The sequence below is a fragment of the Pseudomonas sp. KK4 genome (assembly GCF_001984065.1).
GTDB lineage: Bacteria > Pseudomonadota > Gammaproteobacteria > Pseudomonadales > Pseudomonadaceae > Aquipseudomonas.
In genome coordinates this window covers 23,314-42,864 of record NZ_LYVP01000047.1, presented here as the reverse complement: position 1 = coordinate 42,864, position 19,551 = coordinate 23,314, and the positions used below count along the sequence as shown (strand labels likewise).

General features: G+C 60.4%; 20 protein-coding genes. 16 read left to right on the top strand and 4 right to left on the bottom strand.

All coding sequences use genetic code 11. The features are described from left to right. Positions 1–51: 51 nt before the first annotated feature. Both B0W55_RS16970 and B0W55_RS16965 read right to left on the bottom strand, forming a co-directional pair. Positions 52–393: a zinc ribbon domain-containing protein YjdM gene (locus B0W55_RS16970; RefSeq protein ID WP_077047083.1), complete on the bottom strand. Its 342-nt coding sequence runs from the start codon at positions 391–393 to the stop codon at positions 52–54. A gap of 187 nt (positions 394–580) precedes the next feature. Further along, positions 581–1,549, bottom strand: a complete 969-nt coding sequence (locus tag B0W55_RS16965) for a polyprenyl synthetase family protein (protein WP_077047082.1) — start codon at positions 1,547–1,549, stop codon at positions 581–583. Positions 1,550–1,789: 240 nt separating this feature from the next. Here B0W55_RS16965 and rplU point away from each other — a divergent pair, with 240 nt between their 5' ends. From rplU to B0W55_RS16940, 5 genes are all read left to right on the top strand, one after another. Next, on the top strand, positions 1,790–2,104 hold the full coding sequence (gene rplU, locus B0W55_RS16960) for a 50S ribosomal protein L21 (RefSeq protein ID WP_007950961.1): 315 nt from the start codon (positions 1,790–1,792) through the stop codon (positions 2,102–2,104). A 35-nt stretch (positions 2,105–2,139) separates the two neighbouring features. Further along, the gene (rpmA, locus tag B0W55_RS16955; RefSeq protein WP_003281574.1) at positions 2,140–2,397 is read left to right on the top strand and encodes a 50S ribosomal protein L27; all 258 of its coding nucleotides are present in this window, start codon (positions 2,140–2,142) and stop codon (positions 2,395–2,397) included. Positions 2,398–2,591: 194 nt separating this feature from the next. Beyond that, positions 2,592–3,815, top strand: a complete 1,224-nt coding sequence (cgtA, locus tag B0W55_RS16950) for an Obg family GTPase CgtA (RefSeq protein WP_077047081.1) — start codon at positions 2,592–2,594, stop codon at positions 3,813–3,815. 138 nt (positions 3,816–3,953) lie between these two features. Then, positions 3,954–5,072: a glutamate 5-kinase gene (gene proB / locus B0W55_RS16945; protein ID WP_077047080.1), complete on the top strand. Its 1,119-nt coding sequence runs from the start codon at positions 3,954–3,956 to the stop codon at positions 5,070–5,072. Positions 5,073–5,084: 12 nt separating this feature from the next. Further along, positions 5,085–5,546, top strand: coding sequence for a CreA family protein (locus B0W55_RS16940; protein ID WP_077047079.1), 462 nt, complete (start codon positions 5,085–5,087; stop codon positions 5,544–5,546). A gap of 151 nt (positions 5,547–5,697) precedes the next feature. On the opposite strand, the gene rpsT is transcribed toward B0W55_RS16940, so the two are convergent. Beyond that, complete coding sequence (gene rpsT, locus B0W55_RS16935; protein WP_007970922.1) at positions 5,698–5,976, bottom strand: 30S ribosomal protein S20; 279 nt, start codon at positions 5,974–5,976, stop codon at positions 5,698–5,700. 252 nt (positions 5,977–6,228) lie between these two features. Between rpsT and murJ the strand changes: the two genes are divergently transcribed. From murJ to ispH, 6 genes are all read left to right on the top strand, one after another. After that, the gene (gene murJ, locus B0W55_RS16925; protein WP_077047078.1) at positions 6,229–7,767 is read left to right on the top strand and encodes a murein biosynthesis integral membrane protein MurJ; all 1,539 of its coding nucleotides are present in this window, start codon (positions 6,229–6,231) and stop codon (positions 7,765–7,767) included. A 129-nt stretch (positions 7,768–7,896) separates the two neighbouring features. Then, the gene (ribF, locus tag B0W55_RS16920) at positions 7,897–8,835 is read left to right on the top strand and encodes a bifunctional riboflavin kinase/FAD synthetase (protein ID WP_077047077.1); all 939 of its coding nucleotides are present in this window, start codon (positions 7,897–7,899) and stop codon (positions 8,833–8,835) included. A gap of 13 nt (positions 8,836–8,848) precedes the next feature. Further along, a complete protein-coding gene (gene ileS, locus B0W55_RS16915) occupies positions 8,849–11,680 on the top strand; it encodes an isoleucine--tRNA ligase (RefSeq protein ID WP_077047076.1) in 2,832 nt (943 codons plus the stop codon). Further along, positions 11,673–12,185: a signal peptidase II gene (gene lspA, locus B0W55_RS16910; protein ID WP_007996424.1), complete on the top strand. Its 513-nt coding sequence runs from the start codon at positions 11,673–11,675 to the stop codon at positions 12,183–12,185. The genes ileS and lspA overlap by 8 nt, the downstream gene beginning before the upstream one ends. 7 nt (positions 12,186–12,192) lie before the next feature. After that, the gene (gene fkpB / locus B0W55_RS16905; protein ID WP_175645516.1) at positions 12,193–12,630 is read left to right on the top strand and encodes an FKBP-type peptidyl-prolyl cis-trans isomerase; all 438 of its coding nucleotides are present in this window, start codon (positions 12,193–12,195) and stop codon (positions 12,628–12,630) included. A 136-nt stretch (positions 12,631–12,766) separates the two neighbouring features. Then, the gene (gene ispH / locus B0W55_RS16900; protein ID WP_077047074.1) at positions 12,767–13,714 is read left to right on the top strand and encodes a 4-hydroxy-3-methylbut-2-enyl diphosphate reductase; all 948 of its coding nucleotides are present in this window, start codon (positions 12,767–12,769) and stop codon (positions 13,712–13,714) included. Here ispH and B0W55_RS16895 read toward each other — a convergent pair. Further along, entirely contained in the window at positions 13,691–14,239 is a 549-nt protein-coding gene (locus B0W55_RS16895) for a GspH/FimT family protein (protein ID WP_139340929.1), read from the bottom strand. The two genes, ispH and B0W55_RS16895, sit on opposite strands and share 24 nt — an antisense overlap. A 130-nt stretch (positions 14,240–14,369) precedes the next feature. On the opposite strand from B0W55_RS16895, the gene B0W55_RS16890 reads away from it, so the two are divergent. The 5 genes from B0W55_RS16890 to B0W55_RS16870 are packed head-to-tail and all read left to right on the top strand — an operon-like array spanning position 14,370 to position 19,548. Further along, entirely contained in the window at positions 14,370–14,840 is a 471-nt protein-coding gene (locus B0W55_RS16890) for a GspH/FimT family pseudopilin (RefSeq protein WP_077047073.1), read from the top strand. Next, on the top strand, positions 14,837–15,286 hold the full coding sequence (gene pilV, locus B0W55_RS16885) for a type IV pilus modification protein PilV (protein ID WP_077047072.1): 450 nt from the start codon (positions 14,837–14,839) through the stop codon (positions 15,284–15,286). Before B0W55_RS16890 ends, pilV begins: the two co-directional genes overlap by 4 nt. Next, on the top strand, positions 15,283–15,996 hold the full coding sequence (locus B0W55_RS16880; RefSeq protein WP_077047071.1) for a PilW family protein: 714 nt from the start codon (positions 15,283–15,285) through the stop codon (positions 15,994–15,996). The genes pilV and B0W55_RS16880 overlap by 4 nt, the downstream gene beginning before the upstream one ends. 11 nt (positions 15,997–16,007) lie before the next feature. Next, the gene (locus tag B0W55_RS16875) at positions 16,008–16,487 is read left to right on the top strand and encodes a PilX N-terminal domain-containing pilus assembly protein (protein WP_077047070.1); all 480 of its coding nucleotides are present in this window, start codon (positions 16,008–16,010) and stop codon (positions 16,485–16,487) included. Continuing rightward, positions 16,474–19,548: a pilus assembly protein gene (locus B0W55_RS16870; protein WP_077047069.1), complete on the top strand. Its 3,075-nt coding sequence runs from the start codon at positions 16,474–16,476 to the stop codon at positions 19,546–19,548. The genes B0W55_RS16875 and B0W55_RS16870 overlap by 14 nt, the downstream gene beginning before the upstream one ends. Positions 19,549–19,551 lie beyond the last annotated feature (3 nt).

Sequence of the window (19,551 nt, the reverse complement as noted above, 5' to 3'; positions counted from 1 at the left end):
CGGGGAGGGGGAGCCATCCCGCGCCGAGGCGTGGGATGGAATACGGCAGGTTCAGACTTTTCTGACGAACTCGGACTTGAGCTTCATCGGGCCGATGCCGTCAATCTTGCAGTCGATGTCATGGTCGCCATCGCACAGGCGGATGTTCTTGACCTTGGTGCCGACCTTGACCACCAGGGAGGTGCCCTTGACCTTGAGATCCTTGATCACGGTGATGGTGTCGCCGTCCTGCAGCACATTGCCGACCGAATCCTTTTTCACCGCGTCATCGGACGCCGTTTCGGCTTCGCCGTTGGCGGACCATTCGTGGGCGCACTCGGGGCAGATCAGCTGGGCGCCGTCTTCATAGGTGTATTCGCAATTGCATTTCGGGCAGGGTGGCAACGTGCTCACTAAGGCTCCTTGGATTCAGGATCGCTAAAAAGCGCACATTGTATAGGGTTTTACGAAGGAGGGGGCGGGAGGCGCAACGCTGATGTGGGAGCGGGCTTGCTCGCGAAAGCGTCAGATCAGCCAACATCTTGTCGACGGTCAGTCCGCATTCGCGAGCAAGCCCGCTCCCAGAGGGGATTTTTCGATATCAGTGCGTGCGGGCGACCGCAAACTCGCTCAGTTCCACCAGGGCATCGCGGTATTCGCTGGCCGGCAGCGCTTCGAGGCACTGGATCGCGCGGGCTACGTAATCGCGGGCCAGTTGCGCGGTGTACTCCAGCGAGCCGGAGGCTTCCACGGCTTCGCGGATGCTTTCCAGGTCTTCGATGCCACCTTTCTGGATCGCCTTGCGCACCAGGGCAGCCTGCTCGGGCGTGCCTTCGCGCATGGTGTAGATCAGCGGCAGGGTCGGCTTGCCTTCGGCCAGATCGTCGCCGACGTTCTTGCCCAGGGTTTCGGCATCGCCCTTGTAATCCAGCAGGTCGTCGACCAGTTGGAACGCCACGCCCAGGTGGTCGCCGAAGGTGCGCAGGGCCTCGGCCTGTTCAGGCGTGGCTTCGCACAGGGCCGCGGCGCTGTGGGTGGAGGCTTCGAAGAGCATCGCGGTCTTGCCGCGGATGACTTCCATGTAGGTTTCTTCGGTGGTGCTGGCGTCGCGGACCTTCGACAGCTGCAGCACTTCGCCTTCGGCGATGATGCGCGTGGCCTGGGAGAGGATCTTCATCACCGGCATGGAGCCCAGTTCGACCATCATTTCGAAGGAGCGCGAGTACAGGAAGTCGCCCACCAGCACGCTGGGCGCATTGCCCCACATGGCGTTGGCGGTCGAGCGGCCACGACGCATGCCCGACATGTCGACCACGTCGTCGTGCAGCAGGGTCGCGGTGTGCAGAAATTCGATGGTTGCAGCCAGCAGGCGCAGGTCGTCGCCTTCGCGACCCAGTGCCTTGCCACACAGCAGTACCAATAAAGGACGAAGGCGTTTGCCGCCGGCCGAGGTGATGTAGTCGCCGATTTTCGATACCAGCGGCACTCGGGAAGTCAGCTGCTTCTTGATGATGCCGTCGACGGCGCTAAAATCGTCCGCGACCGCGCGGTAGAAAGCTTGGGGTTGCATCAGCGACAGTCGCTCCAGAAGGGTTGCGCGGCATGCTAGGACCCACGTCCGGGCCTGTCAAGGCGCGATGGACGGCCTATTGCAAGGCGCCCGTGCCTTGCGTACAATCGCGCACCCTGAACTTCCTGGGCAGCACCTGCCTTACGCAATTGCAAGCGGGCCTTCCAGCCCCATGCAGCCATGCCAGCCAATACCTCTTCTTATAAAGAGCTGGGTGAGCAGGATTATCGGAGAAATACCATGTCTTATGCAGTAATCGTTACTGGCGGCAAGCAGTACAAAGTCGCCCCGGGTGAATACCTGAAGATCGAAAAACTGGAAGTCGCTACCGGCGAATCCGTTACCTTTGATCGCGTTCTGTTGGTTGCCAATGGCGACGACGTGAATATCGGTGCTCCAGTTGTTGCCGGCGCTACCGTTGTGGCTGAAGTGATCTCCCAAGGTCGTCACGATAAAGTCCGCATCATCAAGTTCCGTCGCCGTAAGCACCACATGAAGCGTATGGGCCACCGCCAGTGGTACACCGAGATCAAAATCACCGGTATTCAGGCTTAATTTCAGCCTAATTCCTCACTAGGAGAATTGAACTCATGGCACACAAAAAAGCTGGTGGTAGTACCCGTAACGGTCGCGACTCAGAAGCCAAACGCCTTGGCGTGAAGATGTATGGCGGCCAGGCTATCAAAGCGGGCAACATCATCGTGCGTCAGCGCGGCACCCAATTCCACGCTGGCTACGGCGTTGGCATGGGTAAAGATCACACCCTCTTCGCTAAAGTCGAAGGCGTGATCAAGTTCGAAGTAAAAGGCGCCTTCGGTCGTCGTTACGTGAGCGTAGTCGCAGCTTAATTGCGCGATCGCTGGAAAAGCCCTGTCTCGCGACGGGGCTTTTTCGTTTGTGGGGTGAGTCTCTTGCAAAACTGTTTGTATGGGCTGTCGGCGCGCTGTATTGCGGTCGTTGATTGAGGTCGCTGCGCTCATTTTTGCAAGAGTCTTATGTCTAGGTTTTTTCGGCTCGTCCGTATGGCGAGAGGCGTTTTGTTATGAAGTTTGTTGATGAAGTATCGATCCGAGTAAAGGCTGGCGACGGCGGTAACGGATGCATGAGTTTCCGTCGCGAAAAATTCATCGAAAACGGTGGTCCGAACGGTGGTGACGGCGGTGATGGCGGCTCGGTCTACATGATCGCCGACGAAAACCTCAACACCCTGGTGGACTACCGTTACACCCGGCACTTCGATGCCGAGCGTGGCTCCAACGGCGGCAGCACCGACTGCACCGGCAAGAAAGGTGAGGATCTGGTGCTGCGCGTACCGGTCGGCACCACCGTGATCGACTCCGCAACCCAGGAAGTGATCGGCGACCTGACCAAGGCCGGGCAGAAACTGCTGGTGGCTCATGGCGGCTGGCACGGTCTGGGCAACACCCGTTTCAAATCCAGTACCAATCGTGCGCCACGCCAGACCACGCCGGGCAAGCCGGGCGAGCAGCGTGACCTCAAGCTGGAAATGAAAGTGCTGGCGGACGTCGGTCTGCTGGGTTTGCCGAACGCAGGCAAGAGCACCTTCATCCGTTCGGTGTCGGCCGCCAAGCCGAAAGTCGCCGATTACCCGTTCACCACCCTGGTGCCAAACCTGGGTGTGGTCAGCGTCGACCGCTGGAAAAGCTTCGTGGTCGCGGACATCCCGGGTCTGATCGAAGGGGCTTCCGATGGCGCAGGCCTAGGGATTCGCTTCCTCAAGCACTTGTCGCGTACCCGTCTGCTGCTGCACCTCGTCGACATGGCGCCACTGGATGACACCAGTGCTCCGGACGCTGCCGAAGTCATCGTCAATGAGCTGACCAAGTTCAGTCCGTCCCTGGCTGAGCGCGATCGCTGGTTGATCCTGAACAAGTGCGACCAGATCCTCGAAGAAGAGCACGATGCTCGCGTCAAGGAAATCGTCGATCGCCTGGAATGGACCGGCCCGGTGTACGTGATCTCGGCCATCGCCAAGCAGAACACCGAGCGTCTGTGCCACGACATCATGCGTTACCTGGAAGATCGCGCCGATCGCCTGGCCAACGACCCTGCCTACAAGGAAGAGCTGGCCGATCTCGATCAGCGCATCGAAGACGAAGCCCGTGCACAACTGCAGGCGCTGGACGATCAGCGTGCCCTGCGTCGCAGCGGCGTGAAGTCGGTCCACGACATCGGTGACGATGATTGGGACGAAGAAGATGTGGATGACGAGGACGGTCCGGAAATCATTTACGTGCGTGACTGATTCGTTGCGATAAACTTAAGCGCCGCTCAATCGAGCGGCGTTTTGGTATCTGGAAATCGATCGTTGGTCACGAATAACCACGAATAATGTCATGGGCAGCGCTGGGTCGCGCTGTTCCTCAAGCTAAGGTTGAAGATGATGCGGAGCAAGGTGACAGGTGCGCAGCGTTGGGTCGTGAAAATCGGCAGCGCTTTGCTGACGGCGGACGGCAAGGGTCTGGATCGCGCGGCAATGGGTGTCTGGGTTGAACAGATGGTGGCCTTGCATGAGGCAGGCGTCGAACTGGTGCTGGTGTCCTCCGGTGCGGTGGCGGCCGGTATGAGTCGTCTGGGCTGGACCTCGCGACCCAGTGCGATGCACGAGCTCCAGGCGGCCGCTGCAATTGGTCAGATGGGGTTGGTGCAGGCTTGGGAATCGAGCTTTGCCGAGCATGGCCGGCACACGGCGCAGATTCTGCTCACCCACGATGACCTGTCCGATCGCAAGCGCTACCTGAACGCCCGCAGCACTTTGCGCGCCTTGGTCGAATTGAAAGTGATTCCGGTGATCAACGAAAACGACACGGTGGTCACCGACGAAATCCGTTTCGGCGACAACGACACTCTGGCGGCGCTGGTGGCCAACCTGGTCGAGGCGGATTTGCTGGTGATCCTGACGGATCGCGACGGCATGTTCGACGCTGACCCGCGCAACAATCCCGATGCTCAGCTGATTTACGAAGCGCGGGCCGATGATCCGGCGCTGGATGCAGTGGCGGGTGGCACCGGTGGCGCATTGGGGCGCGGCGGCATGCAGACCAAGCTGCGCGCGGCACGGCTGGCGGCGCGGTCTGGGGCGCATACGATCATTGTCGGCGGGCGCCTGGAGCGAGTGCTGGATCGTCTGAAGGCGGGCGAGCGTATCGGTACGCTGCTGTCGCCTGAGCGCGGCATGCTGGCGGCGCGCAAGCAGTGGCTGGCGGGGCATCTGCAAACCCGCGGCACCCTGGTGCTGGATGCGGGGGCTGTGACGGCGTTGTCTCAGGGCAACAAGAGTTTGCTGCCGGTGGGTGTGAAGCTGGTCCAGGGCAGTTTCCGCCGTGGCGAGATGGTGGTGTGCGTAGCGCCGGACGGTCGGGAAATTGCCCGTGGCCTGGCTAACTACAGTGCACTGGAGGCGCAAAAAATCATCGGTCAGTCCTCTGATGCGATTGTCGGTCTATTGGGTTACATGGCTGAGCCGGAACTGGTTCACCGCGATAACCTGATCCTGGTCTGAAGGAATACCTGAATGCGTGTGGCAAAAGGATTGTTGGGCCTGCTGATGGCGCTGCCACTGCTGGCTTCGGCCGAGGAGATCGGTCAGGTGTCGACGGTGTTCAAGTTTGTCGGGCCGAACGACCGGATCGTGGTCGAGGCGTTCGATGATCCGAAAGTCGACGGAGTGACCTGCTACCTGTCGCGCGCCAAGACTGGTGGTGTAAAGGGTGGGTTGGGCCTGGCCGAAGATCGTGCCGAGGCTTCCATTGCCTGTCGCCAGGTCGGGCCGATCAACTTCAAGGGCGAGTTGAAAGATGGCGATGAGGTGTTCAAGGAGCGCACCTCGCTGGTGTTCAAAACCATGCAGGTGGTGCGTTTTCTCGACAAGAAGCGCAATACCCTGGTGTATCTGGTGTACAGCGATCGCCTGATCGAGGGCAGCCCGCAGAATGCGGTGACAGCGATCCCGATTTTGCCGTGGGCTCAGCATTAATCCGGAGATTGTCTTCGCGGGCAAGCCTCGCTCCTGCAGGGTATGAAATCGTAGGAACAAGGCTTGCCCGCGAAGGCGTCGGATCTGGTGCGCACAAATCACAGGCAATAAAAAACCGACCCTGAGGTCGGTTTTTTAATGAACGAGTCGCTTAGGCAGCAGCGGCAACGTTCAGGGCCTTTACGTGGCCATTCAGGCGGCTCTTATGGCGAGCAGCCTTGTTCTTGTGGATGATGCCTTTATCGGCCATACGGTCGATAACTGGCACAGCCAGAACGTAAGCAGCTTGTGCTTTGGCAGCGTCTTTTGCGTCGATGGCCTTAACTACGTTTTTGATGTAGGTACGGACCATGGAACGCAGGCTGGCGTTGTGGCTGCGACGCTTCTCAGCCTGTTTTGCACGTTTTTTGGCGGAAGGTGAGTTGGCCACCGTCGAGCTCCTCGAAAGACTTTTTAGGAAATAGCAAACAAAATAGGCCGCGAATCATGCCGATGAGTTGAAGTCTTGTCAAGGGCGCTTGAAACGTTCCGCTAAGTGGTAGGCGTGGTGCGACGGGATATTTCTTTCCGGCGTGTGACCTGTAAACTCGCGAGCTTTGGCTCTGTGCTGTTGCGGCGCGGAGTATCGCACAAGTAGGCGCTCAGTTCGCCTGCTGTTTATCGACAGGCACAAACTCTTTCAATGAATCTGCTCAAATCGTTGGCCGCCGTCAGCTCTATCACGATGCTTTCCCGGATTCTCGGGTTTGTTCGTGACACCCTCATTGCGCGCACTTTCGGCGCGGGAATGGCGACCGACGCCTTCTTCATCGCCTTCAAATTGCCCAATCTGCTGCGACGAATCTTCGCCGAGGGCGCTTTTTCCCAAGCGTTCGTGCCGATTCTTGCTGAATACAAAAGCCAGAAGGGCGAGGAGGCGACGCGCACCTTCATTGCCTATGTTTCGGGCCTGTTGACCCTGGTTCTGGCGCTGGTCACCGCGCTGGGCATGCTCGCCGCACCGTGGGTCATCTGGGTAACGGCACCGGGTTTCACTGATACCCCGGAAAAATTCGAGCTGACCTCCAGCCTGTTGCGGGTGACCTTTCCCTACATCCTGTTGATCTCCCTGTCTTCATTGGCTGGCGCAATCCTCAATACGTACAACCGTTTTTCCGTGCCGGCCTTCGTGCCGACCCTGTTGAACGTCAGCATGATTGTCTTCGCATTGTTCCTGACCCCGTACTTCGATCCGCCCGTGATGGCCCTGGGTTGGGCGGTACTGGCCGGTGGCCTGGCGCAGTTGCTCTATCAGCTGCCGCACTTGAAAAAGATCGGCATGCTGGTGCTGCCGCGGCTCAATCTGCGCGATTCCGGCGTCTGGCGAGTGATGAGGCAGATGCTGCCGGCGATTCTCGGGGTGTCGGTCAGCCAGATTTCGCTGATCATCAACACCATTTTCGCTTCGTTCCTGGTGGCCGGGTCGGTGTCCTGGATGTACTACGCCGATCGCTTGATGGAGCTGCCCTCCGGCGTGCTGGGCGTGGCGTTGGGCACGATTCTGCTGCCGACCCTGGCCAAGACTTACGCTAGCAAGGATCGCCAGGAGTATTCACGGATTCTCGACTGGGGCCTGCGCCTGTGCTTCGTGCTGGTGCTGCCGTGCTCGCTGGCATTGGGGATCCTGGCCGAGCCGCTGACCGTTTCGCTGTTCCAGTACGGTCAGTTCGACGCGCATGACGCGGCCATGACCCAGCGGGCGTTGATCGCCTATTCCGTCGGTTTGCTGGGCATTATTGTGATCAAGGTGCTGGCGCCGGGCTTTTATGCGCAACAAAACATCCGTACTCCGGTGAAAATCGCCATTTTCACGCTGGTGGTCACGCAGTTGTTCAACCTGTTGTTGATCGGCCCGCTGGCCCATGCCGGCCTGGCGCTCGCCATCAGTGCCGGCGCCTGCCTCAATGCGGGGTTGCTCTTCTATCAATTGCGCAAGCAGCAGATGTACCAGCCGCAGCCAGGTTGGGCCAAGTTCGGCTTCAAACTGGTGGTCGCGGTGGCGATCATGTCGGCGGTGCTGCTGGCCGGGATGCATTTCATGCCGGCCTGGGGCGAAGGGCAGATGCTCGAGCGCTTTCTGCGCCTGGGGGTGCTGGTGGTTGCGGGTGTGGTGGCCTATTTCGGCATGTTAATGTTGATGGGCTTTCGCTTGCGCGACTTCAATCGCAAGGCGCTGGGTTGAGGATAAATCCTTGATAAGCAGGGGCGGGCCGGCATTTTTGTCGGCTCGTTTACTTTGGGTAGCGGTGTTGCCTGTCGTCGGCCGCCGGGTGTGGTTATAATCGACCACTTTATGAGCAAGAAGCGCGTTATGCAGCTGGTTCGAGGCCTCCACAATCTGCGCCCCCAGCATCGGGGCTGCGTCGCCACTATTGGCAACTTTGACGGTGTACACCGTGGCCACCAGGCTATCCTGGCGCGGCTGCGTGAGCGTGCGATCGAGTTGGGCGTACCCAGCTGCGTGGTGATTTTCGAGCCGCAGCCGCGGGAATTCTTCGCCCCCGATACGGCGCCGGCGCGCCTGGCCCGTCTGCGGGACAAACTGCAGCTGCTGGCCGCCGAAGGTGTCGACCGGGTCCTGTGCCTGGCGTTCAACCAGCGCCTGAGCAAGCTCAGCGCCAGCGAATTCGTCGATACCATCCTGGTGGACGGTCTCGGCGTACAGCACCTGGAAGTCGGTGATGACTTCCGCTTCGGCTGTGACCGGGTAGGGGATTTCGATTTCCTGCAACAGGCCGGTGCCATGCAGGGCTTCACCGTCGAGGCCGCTCAGACTGTCGAACTGGACGGCATCCGGGTCAGCAGCACCCAGGTGCGCAATGCGCTGGCCGCCGCTGATTTTGCCCTCGCCGAACGCTTGCTTGGCCGCCCGTACCGCATCGCCGGTCGCGTGTTGCACGGCCAGAAACTGGCGCGGCAACTGGGTACGCCCACCGCCAACATTCAACTCAAGCGACGTCGCGTACCGTTCACCGGGGTTTACCTGGTCAACGTCGAGATCGACGGCAAGATCTGGCCCGGCGTCGCCAATATCGGCGTACGGCCCACGGTCCAGGGGGATGGCAAGGCCCACCTCGAAGTACATCTTTTGGATTTTGCCGGCGATCTGTACGACCGGCGTTTAACGGTGGTTTTCCACCACAAGCTGCGTGAAGAGCAGCGTTTCGCCTCTCTGGAGGCGCTGAAAACGGCGATCAACGCGGATGTCGCCGCCGCCCGTGCACTAGCCGCACCTAGCGCCCATCGCTAATGAAGAGCCTTAAATGACCGACTATAAAGCCACGCTAAACCTTCCGGACACCGCCTTCCCAATGAAGGCCGGCCTGCCACAGCGCGAACCGCAGATTCTGCAGCGCTGGGACAGTATTGGCCTGTACGGAAAGTTGCGCGAGATTGGCAAGGATCGTCCGAAGTTCGTCCTGCACGACGGCCCTCCGTACGCCAACGGCACGATCCACATCGGTCACGCACTGAACAAGATTCTCAAGGACATGATCATCCGCTCGAAGACCCTGTCGGGCTTCGACGCGCCTTATGTTCCGGGCTGGGACTGCCATGGCCTGCCGATCGAACACAAGGTCGAAGTGACCCACGGCAAGAACCTGGGCGCGGACAAGACCCGCGAACTGTGCCGTGCCTACGCCACCGAGCAGATCGAAGGGCAGAAATCCGAATTCATCCGTCTGGGCGTGTTGGGCGATTTTGCCAACCCCTACAAGACCATGGACTTCAAGAACGAGGCCGGTGAAATCCGTGCCCTGGCCGAAATCGTCAAGGGCGGTTTCGTGTTCAAGGGCTTGAAGCCGGTGAACTGGTGCTTCGACTGCGGTTCGGCCCTGGCTGAAGCGGAAGTCGAGTACGAGAACAAGAAGTCCTCGACCATCGACGTCGCTTTCCCGATTGCCGATGAAGCCAAACTGGCTGCCGCCTTCGGTCTGCCGTCGCTGGCCAAGCCTGCTTCGATCGTGATCTGGACCACCACACCGTGGACCATCCCGGCCAACCAGGCGCTCAACGTTCACCCGGAATTCAACTACGCCCTGGTCGATGTCGGCGACAAGCTGCTGGTGCTGGCCGAAGAGCTGGTCGAGGCGTGCCTGGCCCGTTACAGCCTGCAAGGTTCGGTCATTGCGACCACCGCCGGTAAAGAACTGGAACTGATCAACTTCCGTCACCCGTTCTACGACCGCCTGTCGCCGGTGTACCTGGCCGATTACGTCGAACTGGGCGCCGGCACCGGCGTGGTTCACTCCGCCCCGGCCTACGGCGTGGACGACTTCGTGACCTGCAAGAAGTACGGCATGGTCAACGACGACATCCTCAACCCGGTGCAAAGCAACGGCGTGTACGTGCCATCGCTGGAATTCTTCGGCGGCCAGTTCATCTGGAAAGCCAACCCGGCCATCGTCGACAAACTGACCGAAGTCGGTGCGCTGCTGCACACCACCGTCATCGAACACAGCTACATGCACTGCTGGCGCCACAAGACTCCGCTGATCTACCGCGCCACCGCGCAGTGGTTCATCGGCATGGACAAGCAGCCGACCACCGGCGACACCCTGCGCCAGCGTTCGCTCAAAGCCATTGAAGAAACCAAGTTCGTCCCGGCCTGGGGCCAGGCGCGCCTGCATTCGATGATCGCCAACCGTCCGGACTGGTGCATCTCCCGCCAGCGCAACTGGGGCGTGCCGATCCCGTTCTTCCTGAACAAGGAAAGCGGCGAGTTGCACCCACGCACCGTCGAGCTGTTGGAAGAAGTCGCCAAACGCGTCGAAGGCGAGGGCATCGAAGCCTGGTTCAAGCTGGACGCCGCCGAACTGCTGGGCGATGAAGCGCCGCAGTACGACAAGATCAGCGACACCCTGGACGTCTGGTTCGACTCCGGTACCACCCACTGGCACGTCCTGCGCGGTTCGCACCCGATGGGCCACGAGACCGGACCGCGCGCCGACCTGTACCTGGAAGGTTCGGACCAACACCGCGGCTGGTTCCATTCGTCGCTGCTGACCGGTTGCGCCATCGACAACCACGCGCCGTACCGCGAGCTGCTGACCCACGGTTTCACCGTCGATGAGTCTGGCCGCAAGATGTCCAAGTCGCTGGGTAACGTCATTGCGCCGCAAAAGGTCAACGACACCCTGGGTGCCGACATCATGCGCCTATGGGTCGCCTCCACCGACTATTCCGGTGAAATGGCGGTCTCCGAGCAGATCCTGCAGCGCAGCGCGGACGCCTACCGGCGTATCCGTAACACCGCGCGCTTCCTGCTTTCCAACCTGACCGGCTTCAACCCGGCCACCGACCTGTTGCCGGCCGAAGAAATGCTGGCACTGGACCGTTGGGCCGTGGACCGTACCCTGCTGCTGCAACGCGAGCTGCAAGAGCATTACGGCGAGTACCGCTTCTGGAACGTCTACTCCAAGATCCACAACTTCTGCGTGCAGGAGCTGGGTGGTTTCTACCTGGACATCATCAAGGACCGCCAGTACACCACCGGCGCCGACAGCAAGGCCCGTCGTTCGTGCCAGACCGCGCTGTTCCACATCTCTGAAGCGCTGGTGCGCTGGATCGCGCCGATCCTGGCGTTCACCGCCGACGAGCTGTGGCAGTACCTGCCGGGCGAGCGCAACGAATCGGTGATGCTCAACACCTGGTACGAAGGCCTGACCGAGTTGCCGGAAGGCTTCGAGCTGGGGCGCGCCTACTGGGATCGCATCATGGAAGTGAAAGTGGCGGTCAACAAAGAGATGGAAATCCAGCGCGCGGCCAAGGCCGTGGGCGGCAACCTGCAAGCCGAAGTCACGCTGTTCGCCGAAGACGCGCTGAGCACCGACCTGGCCAAGCTGAGCAACGAACTGCGTTTTGTGCTGATCACATCCACCGCCAGCGTTGCGCCATTCATCAAGGCACCGCAAGACGCGGTCGTCACCGAAGTCAGCGGCCTGAAGCTGAAGATCGTCAAATCGGCCTTCGCCAAGTGCGCCCGTTGCTGGCACTGCCGTGAAGACGTCGGCGTGAACCCGGAGCATCCGGAAATCTGCGGTCGTTGCGTGGACAACATCAGCGGCGCCGGCGAGGTTCGTCACTATGCCTAATGCCGTTGGCCGTTTCGGACGGCTGAGCTGGCTTTGGTTGAGTTTGCTGGTCCTGGTCATCGACCAGGCCAGCAAGTTCTACTTCGAAGGCAAGCTCCAGATGTACCAGCAGATCGTGATCATCCCCGATTACTTCAGCTGGACCCTGGCCTATAACACCGGTGCGGCCTTCAGCTTCCTGGCCGACAGCTCCGGCTGGCAGCGCTGGCTGTTCGCCCTGATCGCCGTGGTGGTCAGTGCGGTGCTGGTGGTCTGGCTCAAGCGCCTGGGCCGTAACGAAACCTGGCTGGCCGTTGCCTTGGCACTGGTGCTGGGCGGCGCGCTGGGCAACCTCTATGACCGCATTGCCCTGGGCCATGTGATCGACTTCATTCTGGTGCACTGGCAGAACCGCTGGTACTTCCCTGCGTTCAACTTCGCCGACAGTGCAATCACTGTAGGCGCCGTGATGCTGGCACTGGATATGTTCAAAAGTAAAAAGACCGGAGAAGCCGTTCATGACTGAACAGGTATTGGCTGAACAACGTATTGGCCAGAACACGGAAGTCACCTTGCATTTCGCATTGCGCCTGGAGAACGGCGACACGGTGGACAGCACCTTCGACAAAGCCCCGGCGACCTTCAAGGTCGGTGACGGCAACCTCCTGCCAGGTTTCGAAGCGGCGCTGTTCGGTTTCAAGGCAGGGGACAAGCGTACCCTGAGCATCGAGCCGGAAAACGCGTTCGGTCAGCCCAACCCGCAAAACGTACAGATCATCCCGCGCTCGCAGTTCCAGGACATGGACCTGTCGCCGGGTTTGCTGGTGATCTTCAACGATGCGGCCAATACTGAGTTGCCGGGTGTGGTCAAAGAATTCGATGACGCGCAAGTGACCATCGACTTCAACCACCCGCTGGCTGGCAAGACATTGATCTTTGACGTGGAAATCATTTCCGTCAAAGCGCTGTAAAAATGTGGGAGCGGGCTTGCTCGCGAATGCGTTATCAACTGCGACTTCACTGTTGACGGATACACCGCCTTCGCGAGCAAGCCCGCTCCCACACATGGTTCTTCATTGTTTTCGCGCGCAAGACACGAGGCACAGCATGCAAATCAAACTCGCCAACCCCCGTGGCTTTTGCGCCGGTGTGGACCGGGCGATCGAAATCGTCAACCGCGCCCTGGAAGTCTTCGGGCCGCCGATCTATGTGCGCCACGAAGTGGTCCACAACAAATTCGTCGTCGAAGACCTGCGCAACCGTGGCGCGATCTTCGTCGAAGAGCTGGATCAGGTGCCGGACGATGTGATCGTCATCTTCAGTGCCCACGGCGTTTCCCAGGCAGTGCGCACCGAGGCCGCCGGCCGTGGCCTGAAAGTGTTCGATGCCACCTGCCCGCTGGTGACCAAGGTGCACATCGAAGTGGCGCGCTACAGCCGCGACGGTCGTGAATGCATCCTTATCGGCCACGCCGGTCACCCGGAAGTCGAAGGCACCATGGGCCAGTACGATGCCAGCAACGGCGGGGCGATCTATCTGGTCGAAGACGAGAAAGATGTCGCCGAACTGCAGGTGAACAACCCGGACAGACTGGCGTTCGTGACCCAGACCACCTTGTCCATGGACGATACCAGCCGCGTGATCGATGCCCTGCGTACGCGCTTCCCGGCCATCGGCGGTCCGCGCAAGGACGACATCTGCTACGCCACGCAAAACCGTCAGGACGCGGTCAAGCAACTGGCCGACGAGTGCGACGTGGTGCTGGTGGTCGGTAGCCCGAACAGTTCCAACTCCAATCGCCTGCGTGAATTGGCCGAGCGCATGGCCACCCCGGCGTACCTGATTGACGGTGCCGAAGACCTGCAGAAGAGCTGGTTCGACGGTGTCGAGCGTATCGGCATCACCGCGGGCGCTTCCGCCCCGGAAGTGCTGGTGCGTGGCGTGATCCAGCAATTGCAGGCCTGGGGCGCTACCGGCGCCGACGAATTGGCCGGTCGCGAAGAGAACATCACGTTCTCCATGCCCAAAGAGCTACGCGTCCGTTCCCTGCTCTGAGTCTTCGCCACCGATACACAGGGTCTGCTCAGTTCTTTTGCTGCGCAGGCTGACGTTACCGGTGCGGGCCAGTACCACTTGGTATTGGCTCTGCGGCTCTCGGGCCGAGCAAAAGTGTATTGTCCCCGCCTGAAAAGCCCCGCTCGGCAGCAATGGCTCCCCCAGACTGCTGAACCTCACAAAACTCCTGACCGGTCGATTGCCCACAACTGGCACTCGGGCGCTTCCCTGGCGTTCGATCAACAGCGGATTGCTGCTGTCTTCATGGCCCCTGCCATTGATATCCACGATCATCCGCCAACCTTGGCTCCAATCATCATTGATCGCGTGGACGAGCACCGTCTGATTGCGCAATATTGCCTCACTGCGCGCAGTACGCATCCCACTGACCAGTGACCTCGCCGCCTCCACGCGATAATTGGACTCCACCACCGCCGCAAACGCCGGACTGACCAAATGCAGAACAATCACGGCAATCGTCAGTCCCATGAGTAGTTCGATCAGGCTGAAACCTCGTTGATGCATGGCCTCTCCCTCCCTGGAGTGTGATGGCCCGTGCAATCCCTGCACGAGTAATGGCGAAACAATCTCGCCTCGGCGCTCGAATGTTCTAGCGTGTAAGGGCAGGTATAGCGGACGGCAACGGAGGGCATCGATGGATCATCGTACAAAAGGTTTCACGCTGATCGAGCTGCTGGTCGCCATCGCCGTTTTCCTGGTGTTGATTACCCTGGCGGTGCCGGCGTTCACCCGCTCCACCCAAGTGACCCAGGCCGACACCGAGATCGGTGACCTGCAGCGGGGCCTGAACTACGCCCGCCTCGAGGCGATCGACAGGGGGGTGACCACGCGGGTGCGGCCGACGGCGGGGGGCAGTGTCTGGACCGGGGAGTTGTCGGTGTATGACAGTACCGGCACCCCGGCCAATGTGTTGCGTGTTGTGCCGGCAATGAGCAGTGGTGCGACTCTGACGCTACCCTCAGGTGTAACCGCCATCGATTTCAACAACCTTGGCGGGCTGTCGTCATCGACGGCGGTGGTGATCAGCTATGTGCTGGGCACGCAAAGCAGGACGCTGAATGTGTGTTTGAACGGACGAATTCTATTGGGTGGAAGTTGCGGATGAGGCCATGGAGTAAAAGTGCACAGGACGGCATGACACTGATTGAAGTCCTGGTGGCATTGTTGATTCTCGGCATCGGGCTGTTGGGGGCGGCGGCGTTTCAACTCAACGCGCTCAAATACACCGACAGTGCACGCATGACCAGTCAGGCCAGTTTCGTCGCCTACGACATGATGGACCGCATTCGTGCAAACGCCGCCGCCGATTACACCGTGACACCACCGACCTCGGGCAACCTCAACGTCGCACGGGACCAGGACCTCTACGATTTCACCAACAACATCATCAGTTTCGGTGGCCCCACGGCCACCGGCAGCATCACCCTCAATCAGCGCGTGTATACCATCACCATCACTTGGGATGACTCCCGTGCCGCCAACAGCGCCAATACCCGTCGCAGCTTCGTGCTGACCAGTCGCGCCGCTGTCGACCCGGTAGCGACACCATGAACCGCCGCCAAAGAGGCTTCGGCCTGATCGAACTGCTGATTGCCCTGACCCTGAGCCTGATCGTGGTCCTGGGGGTGGTGCAGGTGTTCATCGCCGCGAAAAACACCTTCGTCAGCCAGAACAGCGCGGCAGCCATGCAAGAGGATGCGCGTTTTGTCTTGAGCAAGATGATCCAGGAAATCCGCATGGTCGGGATGTTCGGTTGCCTGGGGACGATCACCGATGCCAGCGCGGGGGGCAGCTTCAATGCCAGCCAGGTGACGCCTATCAGTTGGGATAACGCCAACCTCAAGTTGACCCTGGTGACGGCGGACATCGGCAATGGTGGCGGTACGCCGACCTGGACGGTGGTCTCCGATTGTCGAAACACGGCGACGGCCTATTCGAACCTGCAGGCGCCGGCGGCTGGCCAGATTGCGTTTCCGATTCGGCGAATCATCTACAGCCTGAAGAACGGCCAACTGACAATGGGTGTCGGCACCGGTACACCAGCCCAAGCGGTGCTGGTGGACAACGTCAGTGCCTTCAACGTGAGCTTCGGCCTGGCCAGTTCCGCCACCGATACCGCCGCTTCCACCTACAGCACCAATCCAACGGACCCTGCGCGGATTCGCAGCGTGCGGCTGAGTCTGACCCTCCTCGATCCGAACAACCGGGTGGGCAATCAAACCTTCAACGTGGTTGCCGCCTTGCGCAACCGCCTGCCATGAGGGGAGGGCCGATGATTGTTTCTTCGATAAGGGCGGGCTCCCAGCGCGGCATGGCGCTGCTGGTCACCCTGGTGTTCCTGCTGCTGCTGACCCTGATCGGGATTTCATCGATGCAGAACGCCACCCTGCAGGAAAAAATGGCCGGTAGCGTGAGCTCGCGCAATCAGTCGTTCCAGGTCGCGGAAGCGGCGCTGCGGGTGGGTGAAAGCGCGGTGCAACTCGACACCTTTACGTTGGCGGTGTGCAGCGGCACGACGCAATGCGCGCCACCGGCCGAGTCCTCCACGGTCAAGGCAGCGGGGCTCAATGCCACCTCGGGGGTGACCTGGGTTGCCACCGGCAATGGTTTTTACGGTGTGCAAAACATCGGAGCCTCCGTGACGGCGGTCAACGTGCCAAGCAATACCTCGGCAACGCTGTACCGGGTGACCGCGGTCGGCATCGCCGGCACTTCGCGCAGTGTGGTGGAGAGTATCTATGCGAAGTACTGAACGCATCTGGCGGCTGCTGTGCGGCTTGGTGCTGGGGCTGTATCTGTCGGCACCGGCCTATGCCTTCACGCCATCGGACTCGCCCTTGTTGAGCGCCGCGGCGGTTGCGCCGAACGTGATGCTGGTGATCGACGATTCCGGCAGCATGAATAACATCATCTGGGCGCCGGGCTTCGACCCCACGGTCAACCGGGCGCAGATCGCTATCTGCAGCTCCAACTCCCTGTGCATCAGCGGCCAGAACCTGGACATGAGCGATACCAACATCGCCCTGTCGAGCCTGAACCGCGGCGGTTGCTCGACCAGCGGCAACTGGTACGGGTTCTATCGCGGGTTCCTCGGGTTGACCCCGGTTTGCCTGAGGCTGCCCGACCCGGTGGGCAATGAAAATACCCGTTACACCGCCAACTACCTGGCCTACCTGCTGGGCCTGGCCAACGGTTCCAATCGCGACTTCACCACCGGGGCCAATGCGATCCCCAATGATTACCGCATCAGCGTGGCGCAGGACGTATCCACCAACCTCGTCACCAGCAATCGCAGCTTGCGTATCGGCCTGGCCACGTTCAACCCGGCCACCAGCAGCAACCCGGGCAATGGTGGCTTCATCGCCCGGTCGGTCAGCGATCTGTCGGTCGATGCCAACTACAACGCCCTGATCAATTCCATCAACGGCTTGAGTGCCGTGGCCAACACGCCGTTGGCGGAAACCTATTACGAAGTGACCCGCTACATGCGCGGCATGGCGCCGTACTACAACTCGACGCCCGCCACCTACACCAGCCCGATCCAGTATCGCTGCCAGAAAAACTACGGCGTGGTGATCACCGATGGCTTGCCCACCTATGACCGGACCTTCCCCACCAATGACCCGCTCGGCGGCAGCCGCCTGCCGAACTGGGACGGCAACAGCGCCAACGACGGCGACAACCTCAATGGGGACACGGAAGGCGACACGCTGTACCTGGATGACATCGCCAAGTTCGCCTTCGACATCGACATGCGCTCCACCGGCACGGACCTGGCGAACAAAAGCTGGAACGCCACGGATTTTCCCAAGCAGAACATGAACACCTACACCGTGGGGTTTACCGCGGCCAACCAGATGCTGTCCGATGCCGCCAGTTACGGGCAGGGCAAGTATTACCAGGCCACCGACAGCGCCGGGCTCAATGCCGCGCTGTCCTCGGCCTTGAGTGAAATCACCTCCAAGGCCGGTTCCGGCGGCAGTGGTGTCACCAGCGGCACGATTCTCGCCAGTGGCACCAGTTATTTCCAGACCAGCTATGACCCCAAGGACTGGCGCGGCACCATCAAGGCCTTTGGTTTCACCGCCAGTGGCGCGGTCAATACCGCGTCCGTGCTGTGGACCACTGACACGGCGATTGTGCCCAGTGCCACCGCGCCGACCTACCAATCCTGGAACAATCAGACCAACACGCCAGTCACCCTGGCTTACGCCAACTTGTCCACAGCCCAGCAGACCGTTCTGAACCAGGGATTGCCCACCGGCATCACCGGTGCCGATCTGGTGGAATGGAGCAAAGGTACCAACAAGAGTGGCCTCAAGGTACGCAGCGTGCTGCTGGGGGACATCGTCAATTCACCCCTGGTGTTGGCGTCACCTTCGGATCAAACAGCGTCCGACCTGTCGGGTGACACTTCGTACAGCACCTATCTGGCGACCAAGGCCAGCAATATGAATTCCAGCCTGGTGGTCAATGCCAACGATGGTTTTGTCAGCGTGATCAACTCAGCAAATGGCGCCCGGCGCTACGCCTACATGCCCTCCAGCGTGTTGCCATCGTTGCGCTATATCGCCGATCCCGCCTACATCAACGGCGTCAGTCATAAATTTCTGGTGGACGGGCAGGTGGGAGTGTTCGACGCCCAACTCAACAGTGCCTGGAAAACCCTCGCGCTCGGCGGGACGGGCGCTGGTGGGCGAACCTTCTATGCCCTGCAGCTGTTCGATGCCTCGGCAGGAAACGTGACCCGGGCGTTGTGGGAAATCAGCGCGCCGGCCACCGCCAGTACCGCCAACGCCTTCAATGACCTGGGTTATGCCTACGCCCGCCCGGAGGTGGCACGCCTGGCCGACGGTCGATGGGCGGCGTTCATTTCCAACGGGTACGGCAGTAACTCCGGGGTGGCGGCGCTGTACGTGGTGGACATACGCGACGGTTCGCTGATCAGGAAAATCGTCATCGACAGCACCGAGACCACTAATGGCTTGTCTTCGGTCAAGCTCAGGGTCAACTCGCAGAATGTGGTGCAGGCTGCATACGGCGGGGACTTGAAAGGGCGGCTATGGAAATTTGATTTGAGCAGCACCAGCACCGATAGCTGGGGCGTGGCTTTTGCCGGCAAGCCGTTGTTTACCACTGCTGGCGGCGCCACTCAGCCGATTACCGCGCAACCATTGCTGGCGGACAATTCGCTGGGAGGCAAAGTGATATTTTTCGGCACCGGCAAATTCAACGAAACGGCGGACAAGACCAACAAGGATCTGCAAGCGTTCTATGCAGTGTGGGACGCCGAGGGCGGTTCCGGACAGATCCCCCTGTCCAGTTTGCAGCCCCAGTCCGTGACCGGGGTGTTCTCCGGCGCCACAGGGCAATTCATCACCACCAGCCAGAACGAGGTGACGTACCCGGCGGAAAAAGGCTGGTACCTTCCGCTGGTGTACAACAACGCATTGACCGGCGAGCGGGTGATCAATCAGGCCAGCCTGGTGCTCGGGCGGATCGTGTTTACCACCGCCAGTGTGGATACCACCGACCCCTGCGCGAGCTTCGGCACCGGCAAACTGGTCGAACTGGATGCGTTCAGCGGTAAGATGCTCAATTACGCGGTACTCGACACCAACAACGATGGGGTGGTCGACAGCACCGACACGATCTCCAGCGGCGTGGTCTTTACCGGGGGCATTCCGACCCTCAATGCCATCGTCAATGGCGCGGCGCGCAAAATCGTGAACGATTCCAGTGGCGGCATTACCACACTGGTGGAAAAATCCGGCGGCGGCAGCCGTCGCATCATGTGGCGACAAATTCAGTAAGCG